Source organism: Brevibacterium sp. OS20 (genome assembly GCF_056837565.1).
Genome location: NZ_CM166367.1, coordinates 210255 through 228558 on the forward strand (window position 1 = coordinate 210255; position 18304 = coordinate 228558).

The window sequence follows — 18304 nt, forward strand, 5'->3', positions numbered from 1 at the left end:
CTAGATAGCGTAGATAGAGTGTGATGCATTCGTCAATAGATCGTGAAAAACTCGTAAAACGCGCAATCTAAGAGAGCTATTGACATGCTTCGATGCATGCAAGTAGATTCCTTGTATGCAACAAACTCGAGAGAAGGACGCATGACAACCACCCCGACACGGCTGCAGAAGCCGGGCCTCGGAGCACAGAAGCCCAGCCTCGATCGATTGAATGATTTCGATGAGCTGCCGGCTGATTTCGACGAGCTCGCCTGGCGTCTAGGTGTCCGATCGATCACCGTGCAGCGTGAAGAGATCATCGCCGACGGCGGAGCCTCGCCGGATGCCCCGTTGACGCAGGCGGCCGCCATCGCCGTGCTCGCCAATCCCTGGGCGGGCACGGACACGCAGGCCGATCTGGCGCCGGCTGCCGAACAGGTTGCACCGGTGCTCGCAAAAGTGCTCACCGACAGACTGCTTGACGCGCTCGGGCCGGCTTCTGCGATCGAGGCCTTCGGCAAGGGTGCCGTCGTCGGTGTCGATGGAGAACTTGAGCACGCTGGGGCTCTCATCCACACTCCGTACTTCGGCAATATCATGCGAGAGATGCTTGAAGGCACTTCTGTTCTCTGCTTCGCCGACGGTCGATCGGGTCCTTCGGCATCGATCAGGGTGCCGATGTGGCACAAGACCCACGCCACCTCGCGAGACCACTATCAGACCATCGACCTGCGACTCACAGATGCTCCGAAGGCTGACGAACTCTGTGTGATTGCGGCGGCCTCAACGGGGCCGAGGCCCTTCGCCCGCATCGGCGACCGTCGCACCGACGGTGCTGTGACCACCGAAATCCTGAAAGGACTGACGAAATGAATATTCGCAAGATCACGACGGTGACCGAAGAGATCCTGGCCGAAGGCGGACGGCGAACGGACCCCGTCATCACTGTGGCTGCCGTGGCGGCAGTCATCGAGAACCCTTGGCATGGGCAGGGCTTCGTTGAGGACCTCGGCTCGGGAATCGACGCGACGGCGAGCGAACTCGGCGCTGTTCTCGCTCCACGGGTCATGGAGGCTCTGGGCGGCACGCTCGAGGCCTATGGCAAGGCCGCGATCGTCGGACTCTCGGGAGAGATCGAGCACGGTTCGGCACTCATCCACACCCTCAAGTTCGGCAACCACTTCCGCGACGCCGCGCAGGCCTCGACTCTTCTGCCGGCTGTGGAGAAGCGCGGCGAGGCCGGAGCTGTCTTCGACATCCCTCTGAAGCACTTCACCGACGCGACGATCCGGTCTCACCACCAGACCTTCGAGTGGAGAGTCGCGGACGCTCCGCACCCCGGCGAGATCCTCATTGCACTCGCGGGCTCCACCGGCGGTCGCCCGCAGCAGCGACTCGCTTCGCTCTCGACCGAGCAGTAGGAAACGAGACGGACGATGCCGACAGACGATGAAGTCCCGGTCGTGCTGCTCCACGGGGTCGGTCTCGACCGCACGGTATGGTCACGGGTCGAAGCACTGCTGTCCAGGACCGCCTCGGCGATCGACCTGCCCGGACACGGTGCGCAGCCGCCGCTGACCGGCCCCACGGACCTGGCGGCGATGGCATCTGATGTGCTCGCACGGATGCCGGCCGGTCAAGTGCACCTCGTGGGGTTCTCCCTCGGCTCGCTCGTCGCCCAGCAGATCGCGATCGAGGAGCCGACGCGCGTGCGCAGCCTCACCTGCGTGAGTTCCGTGTGCGCTCGCACGCAGGAGGAATCTGCTGCAGTGCAGGGGCGACTCGAAGGAGCGGAGTCGGACTTCCGCGGCAGCATGGAACGAGCACTCGACCGATGGTTCCCGGAAGATGAGGGAGATTCCGAAACGCTGCGGGACGAGACGCGGCCTGTGCTTCTGGCCAACGACCCCGATTCCTACCGCCACGCCTATGCCGTCTTCGCGGCGGGCGACCGGGAGCTCGAATCGAAGCTGAATGCGATCAGCTCACCGACCTTGGCGATCACCGGCGAACTCGACCCGGGATCGACTCCGGAGATGAGCGAGAGGATCGCGAACCGGATTCCGGACACACGGGTCGCGATCGTCTCCGGCGCACGCCACATGCTGCCCGTCACCCACCCTGAGGTGCTCACCGATCACCTCCGCGCCCTGATCAACCACACAGAAGGGAGTCGATGATGACTACGCGACTCGACCATTTCATCGGAGGGGAGCACCGCGCACCCGCCGACGGGGAATACCTCGAGAGCACGAACCCTGCGACCCTTGAGACGCTCTACAGCTTCGCTCGCGGCACAGGCGCCGATATCGCACAGGCAGTCGAGGCCGCGCAGCGAGCCTTCGACTCCACCGCTTGGCAACGGACCACGCCGACGCAGCGAGGGCACCTGCTGCGCCGATTCGGCGACCTCATCGGGCAGAACGCCGAGGAGCTCGCCCGTTTCGAGAGTCAGGACAACGGCAAGCTCCTGCGCGAGATGAAGGGGCAGCTGCAGGGCCTGCCCGAATACCTCTACTACTATGCGGGACTGGCCGATAAGGTGCAGGGATCGCAGATCCCGACGAATTCGCCCGAAGTCATCAACTTCACCCAGCGCGAGGCGCTCGGCGTCGTCGGACTCATCACGCCGTGGAATTCGCCGATGACCTTGACGATCTCGAAGCTCGCACCGGCGCTGGCGGCGGGCAACACGACGGTCATCAAGCCGAGCGAATACACCTCGCGAACGATTCTGCGCCTGGCCGAACTTGCGGACGAGGCCGGTTTCCCCGCCGGCGCCGTCAACGTCGTCACCGGCCTCGGCGCCGAGGCGGGACAGGCCCTCGTCGACGCACCGCAGCTGGCGAAGATCTCATTCACCGGCTCGACCCGGACGGGTTCGGCCATCGCCAAGTCCGCGGCCGGCCGCTTCATCGGATCGACGCTCGAATTGGGTGGAAAGTCTCCGAACATCGTCTTCGACGATGCGAACGTGTCCAATGCGGCGATGGGCGTCATCGCCGGCATCTTCGCCGCAGCCGGACAGACCTGCATCGCCGGGTCTCGAGTCTTCGTCCAGCGCGGGGTCTACGACGAACTCCTCGAAAAGGTCACCGCTCGGGCGGCATCGATCGTCATCGGCGATCCCATGGCCGAGGACACCGAGCTCGGACCGCTCGCCTTCGCGGCTCAGCGGGACAAGGTCGAGGAATACGTCCGCCTCGGCGAGGAAGAAGGCGGACAGATCGCCTACGGGGGCAATCGTCCCGATGTCGGTCTGCCCGGGTACTTCTTCGAACCGACCGTTCTCACGGAGACGACGAACGATATGCGCATCTGCCAGGAGGAGATCTTCGGGCCGGTCGCCGCGATCATGCCCTTCGACACCGAGGACGAGGTCCTCGGGCTGGCCAACGACACCGAATACGGACTGGCGGCCGGGGTGTGGACGCAGAACCTCGCCCGCGGGATGCGGATGTCGCAGCGACTCGATGCTGGCACCGTGTGGATCAACATGTATCGGGCGATGTCGCCGATGTCTCCTCGGCAGGGATTCAAGAACTCCGGGGTCGGGGTCGAACACGGTCTCGAGTCGATGCACGAGTACACCAGGCTCAAGAGCGTATGGATCAACACCGACGAAGGGCCGGTCGCAGATCCCTTCGTGCTGGGAAGGTGAGATCATGCCGCTCATCGATATCTCGATCGCGAGAGGGCGCACTCCCGAACAGCTGCGCGCCCTCATCGCCGGAGTTCATGAAGTCGCCGCATCCACGACGGGAGCCGCCGACGAGAACATCACCGTGATCGTCCGCGAAGTAGAGAAGGACCTCTGGTCGCGGACGAACACGACGATCACCGAACGCGAGAGTGCCGCGGCCGGTGTTCAGGAGACCGCCGGCTGAATACCGCCACGGCGATCACACATCACTGAAGAACATGTCGGAGGCACGGAGGCCTCCGCTGGGAAAGGAACCATCATGCGCTTTTCACTCTTCCTGCACATGGAACGCTGGGACGACTCGATCAGCCCTCAAGAGCATTGGAAGAACCTCGTCGAGCTCGTCAAGATCGCCGAAGCCGGAGGTTTCGGCACTGTCTGGATCGGTGAGCACCATTCGATGGAGTACGTATCCTCGCCGAGCCCGATGCCGCAGCTGGCCTACTTGGCCGCCGAGACGTCGACGATCCGACTGGGATCGGGCACAATCATCGCCCCGTTCTGGCATCCGCTGCGTGCAGCCGGCGAAGTCGCTCTGCTCGACGTGCTCAGCGGTGGTCGGGCCGAGGTCGGCATCGCCCGCGGTGCCTACCAGTTCGAGTTCAACCGCTTGGCCGACGGTATGCCGGCAGCCGACGGCGGCGAATATCTGCGCGAACTCGTTCCGGCGATGAAGGAACTGCTCCAAGGTGACTACGCCCATGAGGGCAAGCATTGGCAGTTCCCCGTCTCGACGGCCGTGCCGAAGCCGGTGCAGAACCCGACTCCTCCGATCTGGCTGGCCGCCCGCAGCCCCGAGACTCACGACTTCGCCGTCGCCAACGGCTGCAACGTCCAGGTCACGCCGCTGATGAAGGACGACCGTGAGGTCGAAGACCTGATGAACAAGTTCAACACCGCGGTCGCCGCTCACCCGGAGGTCGAGAAGCGCCCCGAGATCATGGTGCTGCGCCACACCTACGTCCACTCCCCGGAGGAGCCGGACGGTTGGAAGGTGGGTGCCGCCGGAGTGAACAAGTACTACCGGACGTTCTCGTCGTGGGCCTTCGGGAAGAAGGACCCCATCGACGGATTCCTCGATCCGACCCCGGAGGAGAACTTCGCCGACCGCCCCGAATTCGAGCTCGAGTCGCTGCACAAGTCAGCGATGATCGGCACCCCGGCGGAGGTGACCGAACGCATCCGCCACTACGAGGACCTCGGCTACGACGAGTACAGCTTCTGGTCGGACAACGCGCTCAGCCATGATGAGAAGAAGGCGTCCCTGCAGCTCTTCATCGACGAGGTGGTTCCGAACTTCCAGTGAGGTGACCAGTTCGCCTGACGGCGTACGCCAACGGGGCCGGGAAACACAGAGTTTCCCGGCCCCGCTGGCGTGCGTCAGAGGTGGCGACGGCTCAGCATCAGGTGGTCCGGCCGTTTTCTGGAAGTCAGGAGTCGCGCTCGAGAGACAGGGTGGTGCGTGTCTGCGGAACGAGGAGTTCCTGGGTCGAGGCGAACACGTGCGCACGCATCGTCGTTTCGGCGCCGAACGGGTCCTTGTCCTGGATCATCGTGAGAATCTGGCGGTGCTCTCGGCTCGAGTCCACTGCCCTGCCCGGATGGTTGAGAGTCTTGCGCACGAGTCTGAAGTAAGCGAGCTGATTCATCAGGCGCGAGTACTGTTCGACGAGTTTGTTGTTGTCCGCTCCGTCGACGAGGGTCTGGTGGAAGTCCTGAACCTGCGAAGCGTAGGTGTCTGTGTCGCCTGCGTTCGACGACACCTCTGATGCTGCGACGATCTCTTCGAGCTGGTCGAGTTCCGGGCAGGGCCCGCGGCGAGCCATCAGGGCGGCGGCCAGGCCTTCGAGGACCTCCTTGAGCTGGAAGAGCTCGACGATCTCGCGTCGGTTCGGCTCGCGGATGAAGGTGCCGACCTTTGGGCGGATTTCGATGAGGCCCTCGAGCTGGAGCTGCTTGAGGACCTCTCGGATCGGGGTTCGGCTGACATCGAACTCCTGTGCGAGGGAGACCTCGGAGAGCGGATTGCCCGGTTCCAGTTCGCCGCTGGTGATCTTCGACCGGATACGCTCGAGAAGCGTGGGTGGCGGGGAATCGGGAGAATTCTGCATAGCCCGATGCTATGTTGCATGCATCAAAAGGGTCAAGGCGAATGTGGTCTATCCTCGCGCTTGGCCGCAACGGCAATGTTTTCTTTGGCTGGGACCTAGGCTCGAGTGCATCTACACACGACTGCGTGGCAAATTCTGCCATGCAAGATACGTCACTTGGGTGCTCTCTTTTCGGTCCATGGGGCACAAAACAGTGGTCGCAATCGGATACTCAGGAGGTCGTCCTGAAAGTATCCGATTGCGACCACTTCTCACCGCTTCACCCGGCTTTCGGCCATGAGAAGCTCGGGCTCAGCGTGAGGTCTGAGAGCCTCAGGCGGAGATGAGGCCGTGCGGGTCGAGGACGAACTTCTTCGCGACACCGGAGTCGAAGTCGGCGTAGCCCTGCGGGGCATCCTCGAGGCGGATCGGGGTCGCATTGACGTTCTTCGCGATCGAGACCTTGTCGTGCAGGATCGCCTGCATCAGCCCCCGGTTGTACTTCATCACCGGGCACTGGCCGGTCACGAACACATGCGACTTCGCGAATCCGAGACCGAAGCGCATCGACAGCGACCCTTCCTTCGCCGCCTCATCGGGCGCGCCCGGATCGCCGGTGACATAGAGGCCGGGGATGCCGAGGCTGCCGCCGGCTCGGGTGATGTCCATGAGCGAGTTGAGCACCGTTGCCGGCGCCTCGTGGCTGGCGTCCTTGCCGTGTCCGCGCGCCTCGAAGCCGACGGCGTCGATTCCGCAGTCGACCTCGGGCTCGCCGAGGATCTGCGCGATCTGGTCCTTCGGGTCACCCTTGGAAACGTCGACCGTCTCGCAACCGAATCCGCGGGCCTGAGCCAGTCGATCCTCGTTGAGATCGCCGACGATGACGCAGGCCGCGCCGAGCAGAAGCGCCGAGGTGGCCGCGGCAATTCCGACCGGACCCGCACCGGCGACGTAGACCGTCGAACCCACCCCGACACCGGCGCTGACGGCGCCGTGGAACCCGGTGGGGAAGATGTCGGAGAGCATCGTGAGGTCGAGGATCTTCTCCATCGCCTGATCCTTGTCCGGGAACTTCAGGACGTTCCAGTCGGCATAGGGCACGAGCACGTACTCGGCCTGACCGCCGACCCAGCCGCCCATATCGACATAGCCATAGGCCGAGCCCGGACGATCGGGATTGACGTTGAGGCAGATGCCGGTCTTGCCTTCCTTGCAGTTGCGGCAGCGACCGCACGAGATGTTGAACGGCACCGACACGAGATCGCCGACCTTGACGAATTCGACGTCTCGGCCCACCTCGACGACCTCACCGGTGATCTCGTGTCCGAGCACGAGACCCTCCGGGGCAGTCGTACGGCCCCGGACCATGTGCTGGTCGGAGCCGCAGATGTTCGTCGCCACCGTCTTGAGGATGACACCGTGATCGACCTTGCGGCCGATATTGGCGGGATTGACTCCAGGCCCGTCCTTGAGGGCGAATTCCGGGTACTCGGTGTCGATGACCTCGACCTTCCCGGGACCTGCATAGCTGATTGCCTTATTGCTCATCGTTGAGCCTCCATGGGTGCGAAAGCGTGGGAATTCGATATGCGAGTGCGACGAACGGGAGCTCGTCGACAGCTCTGACATATCAGTCTGACATCAGACTTAGATGCAGTCTCGCCGTCGTGAGAGAGCTCTGTCAAGCCCCCGTGTCGGTGGCCGGGCAGAGGTGCCGTTTCAGGAGTCTTCGCGCAGGCGCGTCGAGAGGATGTACTGGGAGGTCGTGCGCAGATGTTGAAGGGAATCCCTGATCAGCGGGGATCTGCGACTGCCGGCGCGGACAGCGGCGATGATCTTCCGGCTCAGTCTCCCGGTGCCCGTCAGCCGCACCCGGCTGACGTTGTCCTCTCCGGCGAGGCTGGCCAGCCTCGGCAGCAGGCTCACTCCGACCCCGGCGCCGACCAGGGCCGCCGACGTCTCCCACTCCGCGGACTCGTGCGCGACCGTCGGCGTCACTCCCGCGGCGGTGAACGCGGCGATGAAGAGCGAATGATAGGGCGAGCCAGGGCCGGCCGTGATCCAATCCTCACCGGCGAGCTCGCTGAGAGTCACCGACTCCCTGCCCGCCGCAGGGTGGCCTGAAGGCACCATGACGTCGAGGGGATCGTCGAGGAGGTCGATGCTCTCGAAGCGGGGATCCTCCTCGACCTGGACATTGCCCTGCATCGAGACGATGACGGCGAGGTCGATGCGCTCGGCGACGAGGAGCTCGAAGCAGCGAGTCGGAGTCGCCTCGATCACGTGGACGCGGACCTTCGGCCGTGAAGCCCGCAGGTTCGCCGCCAAGGGCGCGAGCAGGTTCGAGGATGCTGTCGAGAAGCCCCCGATTCCGAAGTGAGTGGGGGCCTGATCCCCGGCCCCGAGCGCGCCGGCGCGGATGTCCTCCCACGCGGCGGTCAGTTCGTCGGAGCGGCGGACGAGGTAGCGCCCCGTCGCGGTCAGTCGCAGACCGCGACCGTCCTTGACGAGAAGGGTCATGCCCAGGGACTGCTGCAGCTCTCTGAGCTGGCCGGAGACCGCCGATGCGGAGTAGCCGGTGAGCTCGGCGGTGGCGGCGATGGTGCCGCAGGCGGCGAAGGTGCGCAGTGTCGTCAGGCGCGGATCGATCATGCGCACAATTATGCAGTGAATCCGCAGAATATGTAACGAAATCTCGCGCTTTTTCTGCAGGGAGTTCCTCGCTAGTGTGACTGTCGAGATCGTTCCGGCAGCACACGGTCTCCGCGGTCTCCGCCGAGGATTTCGCCCCTTCCATCGGTGGGCCGCTGCAGGCAGACATCAAGGGAGATGAGCATTGACAGCTACTAACCTGGCACCGACGAAGAAGGGCTTCCCTGCGGGGTTCACCGAGGAGAAGCTCGACGAGATCCGCGTCCGACTCGACACCCGTCGGGTCGGCTTCTCGCTCGAGGCACCGTTCTACACCGATGACAACCTCTTCAACCTCGACATGCAGGGCATCTTCGGTCAGCATTGGATCTTCGCGTGCAGCGTCGCCGAGATCCCCGAGCCCGGTGATTATGTCACGCTCGACTACGGTCCGTACTCCCTCATCGTCCTGCGAGGCGACGACGGCGGCGTCAACGTCCTCCACAACGTCTGCCGCCACCGTGGGGCACGAGTCCTCACCGATGCGCAGGGAACGACGGGCAACCTCGTCTGCGGCTACCACTCGTGGACGTACTCCCCCGAGGGCGACCTCATCCACGCCTCGGCGCCGGGGGAGATGACCTTCGACAAGTCCTGCTACGCACTCAAACGCGCGCACGGGAAGATCGCCGCCGGACTCGTGTTCATCTGCCTGGCCGAAGAGTCGCCGACGGACTTCCACGAGACCGCGAAGATCTTCGAACCTTATATCGCCCCTCATGAGCTGGCGAAGACGAAAGTCGCCTATCAGCAGAACATCGTCGAAGAGGGCAACTGGAAGCTCGTGATGGAGAACAACCGCGAGTGCTACCACTGCGACGGCCACCCGGAGCTCGCCTGCTCGCTGTTCCCGACATGGGGGCTGACCGATGAGACGATCCCACCGCATCTCGAAGACGTCTGGGACCGCAACCAGCAGGCGCAGGCTTCCCTCGAATACCGCTGCCGTCGCTACGGCCTGCCCTATGAGGTCGTTGAAGAACTCGACACCCGCGTCGGCGGCATCCGCATCTCCCGCGAATCGCTCGACGGAGCGGGGGAGTCCTTCTCGGCAGACGGGCGCCGGCTGTCGAAGAAGCTGCTCGGCGATCTGCCGGACTTCCGCCTCGGCCGCTGCTCGATGCATCTGCAGCCGAACTCCTGGTTCCACCTCCTCGGCGATCACGTCATCACCTTCGCGGCATTCCCGATCAGTGCCTCGAAGACCCTCGTGCGCACCACTTGGCTCGTCGCCGACGACGCCGTCGAAGGCGTCGACTATGACCTTGAGACCCTCACTCACACATGGAAGCAGACCAACCTGCAGGACAAGGCCTTCGTCGAACTCTGCCAGCAGGGAGCGGCGAGTCCGTTCTATGAGCAGGGTCCGTATATGAAGAGCGAATACCAGGTCGAAGCCTTCATCAACTGGTACGTGCAGCGGATGCGGGAGCACGTCGGATGAGATCCTCCGCTGTGCCCGCGTTGCCGCTGGCCCAGCGGGTGCGCGGACTGGAGATGCCCTGGAACCGCGTGCTCTCGAGCGCCTCGGGGCCGGCCGGAGCCGCCACCGCGCTGGGTCCGTGGCACCCGCAGGAATTCGCCGCCGAATGTGTAGAGACCATCCCCGAGGCGGGAGGGATGATGGTCTTCGTCTTCCGTCGCATGGACGGGGCGCCCCTGGCGTTCCGGTCGGGGCAGTACATCAACATCGACTTCCCCATCGACGGACCGACTGCCGAGCCGGTGTCGCGCAGCTATTCGATCTCCTCGGCCCCAACCGAGCCGTGGACGTTCTCTATCACGATCAAACGCGACCCCAAGGGCAAGGTGTCGCCCTGGGCGCATGACAATATCCGCCCCGGCACCGTCCTCGACATGCTCGGCCCGGTCGGTGCGTTCCACCTCGCCGATTATGACCGGCGAGCACGGTTCCTGCTGCTCGCTGCCGGAGCCGGAATCACTCCGCTGATGTCGATGATCCGCACCGTCCACTCGCTGCCCGGCCAGGCCGATGTCGTCCTCCTCTACCACGGAGCCGCCCCCGACTCCTTCGCCTTCTCCGAGGAACTCGACTTCCTCGCGAACGTGGATTTCCGGATCAAGGTCATCTACTGCCTCGGCGATCGGGAATGCGGCGACGAATGGGAAGGGCGGACGGGACGGCTGTCGACGTCGCTTCTCGAGGAGCTCGTGCCCGACGCCAACGGTCGGCAGGTCTTCGCCTGCGGCCCGGAGGGATACCTCAACTCCGCGACCGAACTGCTGCGCGAAGTCGGCGTCGACGACACCTCGGTGTTCATGGAGTTCTTCTCCGGCGATCGTGAGATCCGTGCCGAATACGCCGAGGAAGTCGCCATCGCCGGCGAGATCGCCGAGGAGATCGCGGCGACGACCGAGGAATACTTCGAGTCCCAGCCGGCCGCGCTCGACATGTACGAACCCGAGTACGACGCCGACGGACCGGTCGAGGCGGTCGGCGCACCGACCGAAGCCGTCGACGCCGAGGCGGTCGTGCCCGTCGACGACGAGGTCGAGATCGAGGTCGTCGGGGTCACCGATGAGAACCTCGCCGAGGTGGGGCCCGGATCTGAGTCCGACGCTGGGCCCGCGGTCCCGGCTGGGGATGGGGCGGCCGCCTCGGCGGGGGGATCGGGCGACGATGACGAAATCGCCGTCGTCGACCCGGCCGCACTGCCTACTGTGGGGCAGGGTGAGCACACGATGTCGTTCGTGCGCACCGGCCTCAACGTCTGCGTCGGGGAGGACGAAACGGTCCTCCAGGCCGCGCGGAAGGCGGGGGTGAAGATCCCCGCGAACTGTCAGGAGGGCATGTGCGGATCCTGCAAGGTCGTCAAGCTCGACGGCGATGTCGAGATGAACCATCTGGGCGGAATCCGCGCCAGAGAGATCGACGCGGGGAAGTTCCTGCCGTGCTGCTCGACGGCGAAGACCGACCTCGTCATCGACGCCTGAACCGGGCGCTGATTACCATATTCGTTCGGTGAGTCGAAGGAGACCACATGACACAGCAGAAGGACATCGACGGCATCGAGCCGGTCCGTCGTGATGCTTTCGCGCAGAGGACCGATGCCGGGCGGATCTCGATCGATGAGGCCCCGCTCAACCGGCTCGTGCTCCTCGTCGCGGTTGCGGCCTTCGGTGGGATCTTCATCGACGGCTACATCCTCGGCGTCATCGGCGGTGCCGTCGCTCCGGCGGCCGCGGAGCTGGGGCTGTCGGCATTAGGGCAGGGACTGATCGCGGCAAGTGCGCTCATCGGGATCTTCGTCTCCGGTCTGTTCTTCGGGCGGATCGCCGACCGCTATGGGCGCAAGCGGGTGTTCTTCTGGAACCTCGTCGGCTTCGTCGTCGTCTCGCTGGCCCAGCTCTTCGTCGTCGGCACGTGGGACCTCGTGGCCATGCGGCTGCTGCTGGGCCTGCTCATCGGCGTCGAATACGCGGTCGGCACCGCTCTGCTGGCCGAATTCACCCCGCGCCGCCACCGCAGCGTTCTGCTCGGGTCGATCGCGGCGTTCTGGTTCATCGGGTTCATCTCGGCATTCGTCGTCGCCCACGCCTGGGACGCGGATTCGTGGCGAATGCTCCTGGCCAGCAGCGCGGTGCCGGCCCTGGTCGTGCTCATCCTGCGCATGGCCCTGCCCGAATCGCCGAGGTGGCTGCAGGCACAGGGACGCACGACCGAGGCGCAGGCGATCGTCTCCGCCCACTATGGCCCGCAGTACGGACTGCCTCCGGCGCCGACCGAGGTTGTCAAAACCCGCCTGCGTGACTTCTTCCGCGAGAACGACGTTCGCACGGTGATCTACTCCGGACTGTTCTGGTTCTGCCAGGTCGGTCCGCTGTTCGCGATCTTCACGTTCATCGTGCCGGTGCTCGAGGACCTCGGACTCAACAGCGGATTCTCCACGGATCTGCTCATGAACGGGCTCCAGCTCCTCGGTGCCGGCGTGGGATTGTGGCTGCTGTGGCTGCTGCCCCGACGCACGTTCGTCAATTGGACCTTCGCGCTCATGGTGGTCCTGCTCGTCTTCCTCGGCGGCTGGACTGAGCTGCCGTCATTGGTCGTGCTCATCGTCTTCGGCGCTTTCGTCCTCATCATCACGGCGTCGAACAGCATCCAGTATGTCTATCCGCCGGAGATGTTCACCACCCGGTTCCGCAGCACCGGCGTCGGCTACGCCGCGGCATTCAGCCGAGTCGGTGCTGCCGGAGCCACCTACCTCTTCCCGGTCACGCTCGAACACCTGGGTGTCTCGAGCACCCTGCTCATCGCGGCGATCTTCCCTCTGGTCGGGTTCATCGCTTCGCTCTTCTGGGCACCGGAAACCAAATACTCCGCATTGGACGACTGAGCTCCGCTCCGGCGTCTGCTGCGACAACTGCCTCTACCACCGTCAATAACAAGGAGTACTCAGTGCCGATCTCATCACCACGAGTCGTCATCATCGGAGCCGGCATCGTCGGCGCCAACCTCGCCGACGAACTCGCGCAGCTGGGCTGGACCAACACCCTCGTCATCGAACAGGGCCCGCTGAACATCCCCGGCGGTTCGACCTCACACGCCCCGGGACTCGTCTTCTCCTCGAACGCGTCGAAGTCGATGACCGAATTCGCGCAGTACACGATCGAGAAGCTTACCTCGCTCAAGGACGCCGACGGGCGCGGATCGTTCCTGCCCGTCGGAGGCCTCGAGATCGCCACCACCGAGGATCGGCTGCAGGACCTGCACCGTCGAGCCGGATGGAACCGCTCCTACGGCGTCGAAGCCGACGTCATCGACGCCGACGAATGCGCGAAGCTCTTCCCAATGCTCAACCGGGACATGGTCCACGGCGGTCTGCTCACCCCGGGTGACGGCCTCGCATTGGCGGCGAAAGGCACTCAGATCGTCATCGATCGTGCCCGTGCCGCAGGGGTCGAATTCCGTGATCGCACAACGGTGACCGATATCGAGACCACAGGCGCTCGCGTCAGCGCTGTGATCTGCGGCGATGACCGGATTCCTGCCGATATCGTCGTCTCCTGCGCCGGATTCTGGGGACCCAAGATCGGTGAGATGGTCGGTACTCCGATCCCGCTGCTGCCGCTGGGCCACCAGTTCGCCTGGACCACCGAGGTGCCCTCGCTCATCGGGAAGAATGAGTTGCCGGCGGGTGCGCAGGCTCCGATCCTGCGCTACCAGGACAAGGACCTGTACTACCGCGAATGGGGTGAGCGGATCGGCATCGGCTCCTACGCGCACCGGCCCATGCCCGTCGACCTCGACACGCTGCAGACCTACTCACCCGATGAGATCACCAGCGAACGGATGCCCTCGAGCCTCGAGTTCACCCCGGACGACTTCGCCCCCGAATGGGAGGCGACGAAGACACTGCTGCCCGAACTCGCTCAGACTCAGATCCAGCGCGGCTTCAACGGCATCTTCTCATTCACCCCGGACGGCGGTTCGCTGGTCGGACAGTCCCGTCAGGTCGACGGATTCTTCGTCGCCGAGGCGGTGTGGGTGACCCATGGCGCCGGCATCGCCCGCGCTGTGGCCGAGCTCATCGCCGAAGGACGGTCGAAGACCGATCTGTCAGGCATCGACCTCAACCGTTTCGAGGATGTGCAGACATCAGCGGACTACGTCAGCGAGACCTCCCAGCAGAACTTCGTCGAGATCTACGACATCATCCACCCTCTGCAACCACGAGTCTCCCCGCGTGACCTGCGCTCGAGCCCGTTCCGGAGGCAGCAGGAGGAACTCGGTGCGTTCTTCCTCGAGACCTCCGGCTGGGAGCGGCCGCACTGGTTCGACGCGAACGCGAAGCTGCTCGAGGAAATGCCGTCCGAGTGGGCGGCACCGGAACGGGACGCCTGGGCGGATCAGTTCCATTCGCCCATCGCCGCAGCCGAAGCGTGGAAGACGCGCACCTCGGTGGCGATGTTCGACATGACCCAGCTCAAACGCTTCGAGGTCACCGGCCCCGGTGCCGGCGAACTGCTGCACGGGATGACCACTTCGTCGATGCTGCGCAAACCGGGAGCGGTCAGCTACACGTTGCTGCTCGACGAAGCCGGCGGCATCACGAGCGACATCACGGTCGCGATCCTCGACGAGGAGACCTACCAGGTGGGAGCGAACTCGAACATCGACCTCGCGGCCATCTCGCGGGCGGCCAAGCATCAGTCGGCCGCCGACCCGTCCAAGTGGGTGACCGTGCGCGAGACGACTCCCGGCACCTGCTGTATTGGTCTCTGGGGCCCGCTGGCCAGGGATGTCATCGCCAAGGTCACCGATGAGGACTTCAGCGATGCCGGACTCAAGTACTTCCGCACGAAGCCGGCGGTGCTCGGCGGTGTGCCGGTTACCGCGATGCGCCTGTCCTATGTCGGCGAACTCGGCTGGGAGATCTACACTTCGGCGGATCTCGGGTCGCGACTGTGGGACGTGCTGTGGGAAGCCGGTGAGGAATTCGGCATCATCGCCGGAGGCCGCGAAGCCTTCAACTCGATGCGGCTGGAGAAGGGGTTCAGGTCCTTCGGCACCGACATGACCAGCGAACACGAACCGGTTCAGGCCGGACTCGGATTCGCCGTGAAGGCGTCGAAGACCGACGACTTCACCGGCAAGGCCGCGCTGGAGTCGAGGGCCGCAGCCGCGACGACGAAACTGACCTGCCTCACCCTCGACGTGCCCTCTGACGTGGTGCTCGGCAAAGAGCCGGTGTACGTGGTCGGTGGGTCGGGTGTCGCGGACGGCGAGACCGCCTCGGCGAAGTCGGACGGATCGGACGGATCGGGAGTCGCGGACGGCTACGTCACCTCGGCGGCTTACGGATACACGATCGGGAAGTCGATCGCCTACGCCTGGCTGCCGAACACTCTGGCGGTTGGTGACGCTGTGCAGATCGAATACCTCGGCCGCCGCCTGCCGGCCACAGTCACCGCCGAGCCGCTCTTCGACCCGGGGATGACGCGCCTCAAGGGGTGAGGCATGGGGTGTGAAGGCTGAGTCTTAGCCCCGTGCCGAGACAATGGTCGAGCGCCGAGACGACTGTGCACTCGGTGCGCACAGTCGTCTCGGCGCTCGACCATTGTCTCAGTGTGAGAAGTGGTGCCCCGGATTTCCGCCTCAGGCGTGTGCTGCTGGGGCCGGTTCCGTTTCTCTCACGTCGTCGTTCGTCCGCTTGTAGAGTCCGGTTGAGAGGTATTTGAAGCCGTTGTCGGGATAGATTACGACGATGTTCTTGTCCTCTGCTTCCGGACGCTGAGCGATCCGCAGAGCCGCGGTGAGCGCTGCAGCTGCGGAGGTGCCCAGGAACAGGCCATCGGATTTCGCAGTGTCCTGCGCTGTTCGGTAGGCGTCTTCGGCTCTCACATCGATCACCTCGTCGAAGGCGAAGCCGTTGTTGAGGTTGGATCTGATGAGGGTCGGAACGAGGTCATCCGGAACATCTCCCACCGGCAGCGTGCCGTCGATGATGTTCCCGGTGAAGTCTTCACTATCGGGGCGTGAGGATTCTGCGGCTTGAACGCCGACGATTGTCACGTCAGGATTCTTCTCTCTGAGGTAGCGTGCCGTGCCGACCAGAGTGCCTGCGGTGCCGGCGGCGGCGACGAAGTAGTCAACGTGTCCGTCGGTGTCCTCCCAGATCTCCGGTCCCGTGGTCGCGTAGTGGAATTCTTGGTTGGCCTCGCTCACGGTCTGACCCGCATAGTAGTGACCCTGCTCGTCGGCGATGCGTTTGATGCCTCGGATGAGGTCATCGAGCACCAGGCCCTTCTCTTCGAAGTCGGCGACCTCTTCGAAGTCGGCGACCTCTTCGATGTCGGTGAGCGAGTGAGTGTCGAGACCGTATCCGTTGAAGATGTCGATGCGCTCCTGAGTGGTGCCCGGCTCGAGGTAGGGAATGAATTTCAAGCCCTTGGCATGTCCGATCGCGGCCAATGAGATTCCGGTGTTGCCGCTTGTCACGTCGACGAGCGTGCTCCCTTCCGAGATCTCACCCTTCTCCAGTCCCTCATTGATGAGGGCAACGGCAAGACGGTCCTTTACGCTGCCTGAAGGGTTGAGGTACTCGAGCTTTCCGATGACGTGGGCTCTGATTCCGTGCTGTTTCTGATAGTTCGTCAGTTCGACGAGTGGGGTGTTGCCGACGAGCTCGACAATCGACCGGTGGATGTTCGACATGGTGATGCTCTCTCTCAAGATGGGGCTGGGTCCAGTGGGGCTATGTGCACTGGTGGCTGACGGTCGCAGGCAGGTTCGGTGCGCGGCGCGGGTCAGCTCTCGAAGAACTGTTCGTCGGGAAGGACGCCGAGTGCGATGGTGAGTCTGTTGCCGGCAGCGAAGGCGATTACGACGTAGAGAGCCTCGGCGATCTGTTCGTTGCTCAGGCCGTGGCTGCGGAGTTCCGCGTAGTCACGGTCGGTGACGGAGCGAGCATCAATCGACACCTTCTCTGCGAATTCGGCCAAAGCGCGCTCGCGTGCGTCCAGTTCCGAGACCTCGCGATGGTCGAGTCCGATCCTCGTCGCCAGGGAATGGTCGTGAACGGTTCGGCCGTACGACTGGATGTGGTTGAGACGGCAGTATGAGCAGCCGTTGACTGCGGAGGTGACGAGGGCGAGGAAGTCTCTGTCCCTGTAACTCAGATTCCCCTTCGTCCCTAGGAGCGACAGAAGGAACGAATTGAGATGGAAGGCAGACTCCCCGCCGATCGCACCGGCGGCTGCCCAGTTCGGCAGATATCCGAGCTGGGACTCGAGTTGGCGGAGTTGGTTCTGCAGCGCTTCGGGGAGGTGCTCACGATCGGGGACCGGGAGTCGAGAGATGGGATTGTCCCGTCGCGGTGTCTCATCTCCGGTCAGATTCGCAGAGTTGATGTCTATGTGGTCGAGGGTGTCAGTCATGCGTTCCACTCCGTTCTCGTGTCGGCGCCGCCGATCGACGTCGTGATGGGAACACTAAGCAGTGAGGGGCGAACGGCATCGGGCGATGCGTCACAAACGGTTGAGCGGAGTCATGGAGTGAAAAGCCAGGTCACATCGTGACTTATTGGTTGAGGCCGTGACGCCACCCCTCTGTTTGTGGTCGGTCCACCGCGGTGAGATCGCTGGTTTCGCCGCGTCGCCTCGGTGGAGTCACCACAAACCCGATTCCGACTGCGCTGCGGTGTTCGCGATCGCGCTCCTTCAGGCCCCGAGGTAGCCACGTTCGGCGGCAGGGTTGTTCGTCCTCGTCAGCGTGACGTGACCTCGGCCGAGGCGACAGCCTTGATTGCGGCAGCGATCGGCTGATCGAGCCAGGTCGGGATCTCGCCGCCGATGTGGCTGCGCACCATGCCGTAGGGGGTATCCCTGGAAGCCAGGGCGATCAGCTCCAGTCTGCGCTGCGTGACTCTGCCGAATCGGCGTCGGGTGAGATCGGCGAAGAGGGCGGCCACCGGGTCATTGAGTCCGGTGAGGTCATCGAGCAGTCCCTTGGGCGGGTCGGCGAGCAATTCTGAGTGCCGGTAGAGGGTGAGAGTCCGGGCCTCGTCGGGATTCTCTCGACAGAACCGGGGGATGAGCAGGCCGGTCTCGACGATCGCCTCGAGCGGGTCATCGACATCCGTGATCGCTGCAAACGTGTCGTGGAATCGGTGCACGCACCGGATCCAGGCAGAAGCGAACAGCGACTCCCGAGTGGGGAAGCGGTGGTAGATCGAACCCGACGGTGCACCGAGCTCATGCGTCACATCGGCCACTGTGGCGGCATGGCCGCGTCGGCCGACAGCGCTGATGGCCGCCGAGAGAATATCGTCCCGCGAATAGAGTGCGCGTTTCGCCATGCTTGTCACGTCCTCTCGCTCCA

At 64.1% G+C, this 18304-nt stretch carries 16 protein-coding genes; 10 read left to right on the top strand and 6 right to left on the bottom strand.

Features of this window, described 5'->3' with window-relative positions; all coding sequences use genetic code 11:
* The first annotated feature begins 141 nt into the window (after positions 1 to 141).
* The 6 genes from ACVZTU_RS00955 to ACVZTU_RS00980 all read left to right on the top strand — a co-directional run bounded on the left by ACVZTU_RS00955 (position 142) and on the right by ACVZTU_RS00980 (position 4988).
* Positions 142 to 852, top strand: coding sequence for an amino acid synthesis family protein (locus ACVZTU_RS00955; protein ID WP_139467768.1), 711 nt, complete (start codon positions 142 to 144; stop codon positions 850 to 852).
* Positions 849 to 1400, top strand: coding sequence for an amino acid synthesis family protein (locus ACVZTU_RS00960; RefSeq protein WP_181271102.1), 552 nt, complete (start codon positions 849 to 851; stop codon positions 1398 to 1400). The genes ACVZTU_RS00955 and ACVZTU_RS00960 overlap by 4 nt, the downstream gene beginning before the upstream one ends.
* Positions 1401 to 1415: 15 nt before the next feature.
* Entirely contained in the window at positions 1416 to 2159 is a 744-nt protein-coding gene (locus ACVZTU_RS00965; protein WP_172172890.1) for an alpha/beta fold hydrolase, read from the top strand.
* On the top strand, positions 2159 to 3640 hold the full coding sequence (locus ACVZTU_RS00970; protein WP_259358149.1) for an aldehyde dehydrogenase: 1482 nt from the start codon (positions 2159 to 2161) through the stop codon (positions 3638 to 3640). The genes ACVZTU_RS00965 and ACVZTU_RS00970 overlap by 1 nt, the downstream gene beginning before the upstream one ends.
* A gap of 4 nt (positions 3641 to 3644) precedes the next feature.
* Positions 3645 to 3866, top strand: a complete 222-nt coding sequence (locus tag ACVZTU_RS00975; protein WP_434592840.1) for a tautomerase family protein — start codon at positions 3645 to 3647, stop codon at positions 3864 to 3866.
* 75 nt (positions 3867 to 3941) lie between these two features.
* The gene (locus ACVZTU_RS00980) at positions 3942 to 4988 is read left to right on the top strand and encodes an LLM class flavin-dependent oxidoreductase (protein ID WP_434592843.1); all 1047 of its coding nucleotides are present in this window, start codon (positions 3942 to 3944) and stop codon (positions 4986 to 4988) included.
* 124 nt (positions 4989 to 5112) lie between these two features.
* On the opposite strand, the gene ACVZTU_RS00985 is transcribed toward ACVZTU_RS00980, so the two are convergent.
* From ACVZTU_RS00985 to ACVZTU_RS00995, 3 genes are all read right to left on the bottom strand, one after another.
* Positions 5113 to 5793, bottom strand: a complete 681-nt coding sequence (locus tag ACVZTU_RS00985) for a GntR family transcriptional regulator (RefSeq protein ID WP_172172886.1) — start codon at positions 5791 to 5793, stop codon at positions 5113 to 5115.
* Positions 5794 to 6105: 312 nt separating this feature from the next.
* Positions 6106 to 7320, bottom strand: coding sequence for a formaldehyde dehydrogenase, glutathione-independent (fdhA, locus tag ACVZTU_RS00990; RefSeq protein WP_482401134.1), 1215 nt, complete (start codon positions 7318 to 7320; stop codon positions 6106 to 6108).
* Positions 7321 to 7491: 171 nt separating this feature from the next.
* Entirely contained in the window at positions 7492 to 8424 is a 933-nt protein-coding gene (locus tag ACVZTU_RS00995) for a LysR family transcriptional regulator (RefSeq protein WP_139906551.1), read from the bottom strand.
* A gap of 184 nt (positions 8425 to 8608) precedes the next feature.
* Here ACVZTU_RS00995 and ACVZTU_RS01000 point away from each other — a divergent pair, with 184 nt between their 5' ends.
* The 4 genes from ACVZTU_RS01000 (at position 8609) to ACVZTU_RS01015 (ending at position 15439) form a co-directional block, all read left to right on the top strand.
* A complete protein-coding gene (locus ACVZTU_RS01000; protein ID WP_482401135.1) occupies positions 8609 to 9907 on the top strand; it encodes an aromatic ring-hydroxylating oxygenase subunit alpha in 1299 nt (432 codons plus the stop codon).
* Positions 9904 to 11418: a flavin reductase family protein gene (locus ACVZTU_RS01005; protein ID WP_482401136.1), complete on the top strand. Its 1515-nt coding sequence runs from the start codon at positions 9904 to 9906 to the stop codon at positions 11416 to 11418. The genes ACVZTU_RS01000 and ACVZTU_RS01005 overlap by 4 nt, the downstream gene beginning before the upstream one ends.
* 47 nt (positions 11419 to 11465) lie before the next feature.
* Complete coding sequence (locus tag ACVZTU_RS01010) at positions 11466 to 12818, top strand: MFS transporter (protein WP_181271097.1); 1353 nt, start codon at positions 11466 to 11468, stop codon at positions 12816 to 12818.
* A gap of 62 nt (positions 12819 to 12880) precedes the next feature.
* Positions 12881 to 15439, top strand: coding sequence for a GcvT family protein (locus ACVZTU_RS01015; RefSeq protein ID WP_482401137.1), 2559 nt, complete (start codon positions 12881 to 12883; stop codon positions 15437 to 15439).
* Positions 15440 to 15580: 141 nt separating this feature from the next.
* On the opposite strand, the gene ACVZTU_RS01020 is transcribed toward ACVZTU_RS01015, so the two are convergent.
* From ACVZTU_RS01020 to ACVZTU_RS01030, 3 genes are all read right to left on the bottom strand, one after another.
* On the bottom strand, positions 15581 to 16639 hold the full coding sequence (locus ACVZTU_RS01020; protein ID WP_482401138.1) for a PLP-dependent cysteine synthase family protein: 1059 nt from the start codon (positions 16637 to 16639) through the stop codon (positions 15581 to 15583).
* A 92-nt stretch (positions 16640 to 16731) separates the two neighbouring features.
* Positions 16732 to 17361 (bottom strand): peroxidase-related enzyme, encoded by a 630-nt coding sequence (locus tag ACVZTU_RS01025; RefSeq protein ID WP_482401139.1) that lies wholly within the window; start codon positions 17359 to 17361, stop codon positions 16732 to 16734.
* A 329-nt stretch (positions 17362 to 17690) separates the two neighbouring features.
* Positions 17691 to 18281: a TetR/AcrR family transcriptional regulator gene (locus ACVZTU_RS01030; protein ID WP_482401140.1), complete on the bottom strand. Its 591-nt coding sequence runs from the start codon at positions 18279 to 18281 to the stop codon at positions 17691 to 17693.
* Positions 18282 to 18304 lie beyond the last annotated feature (23 nt).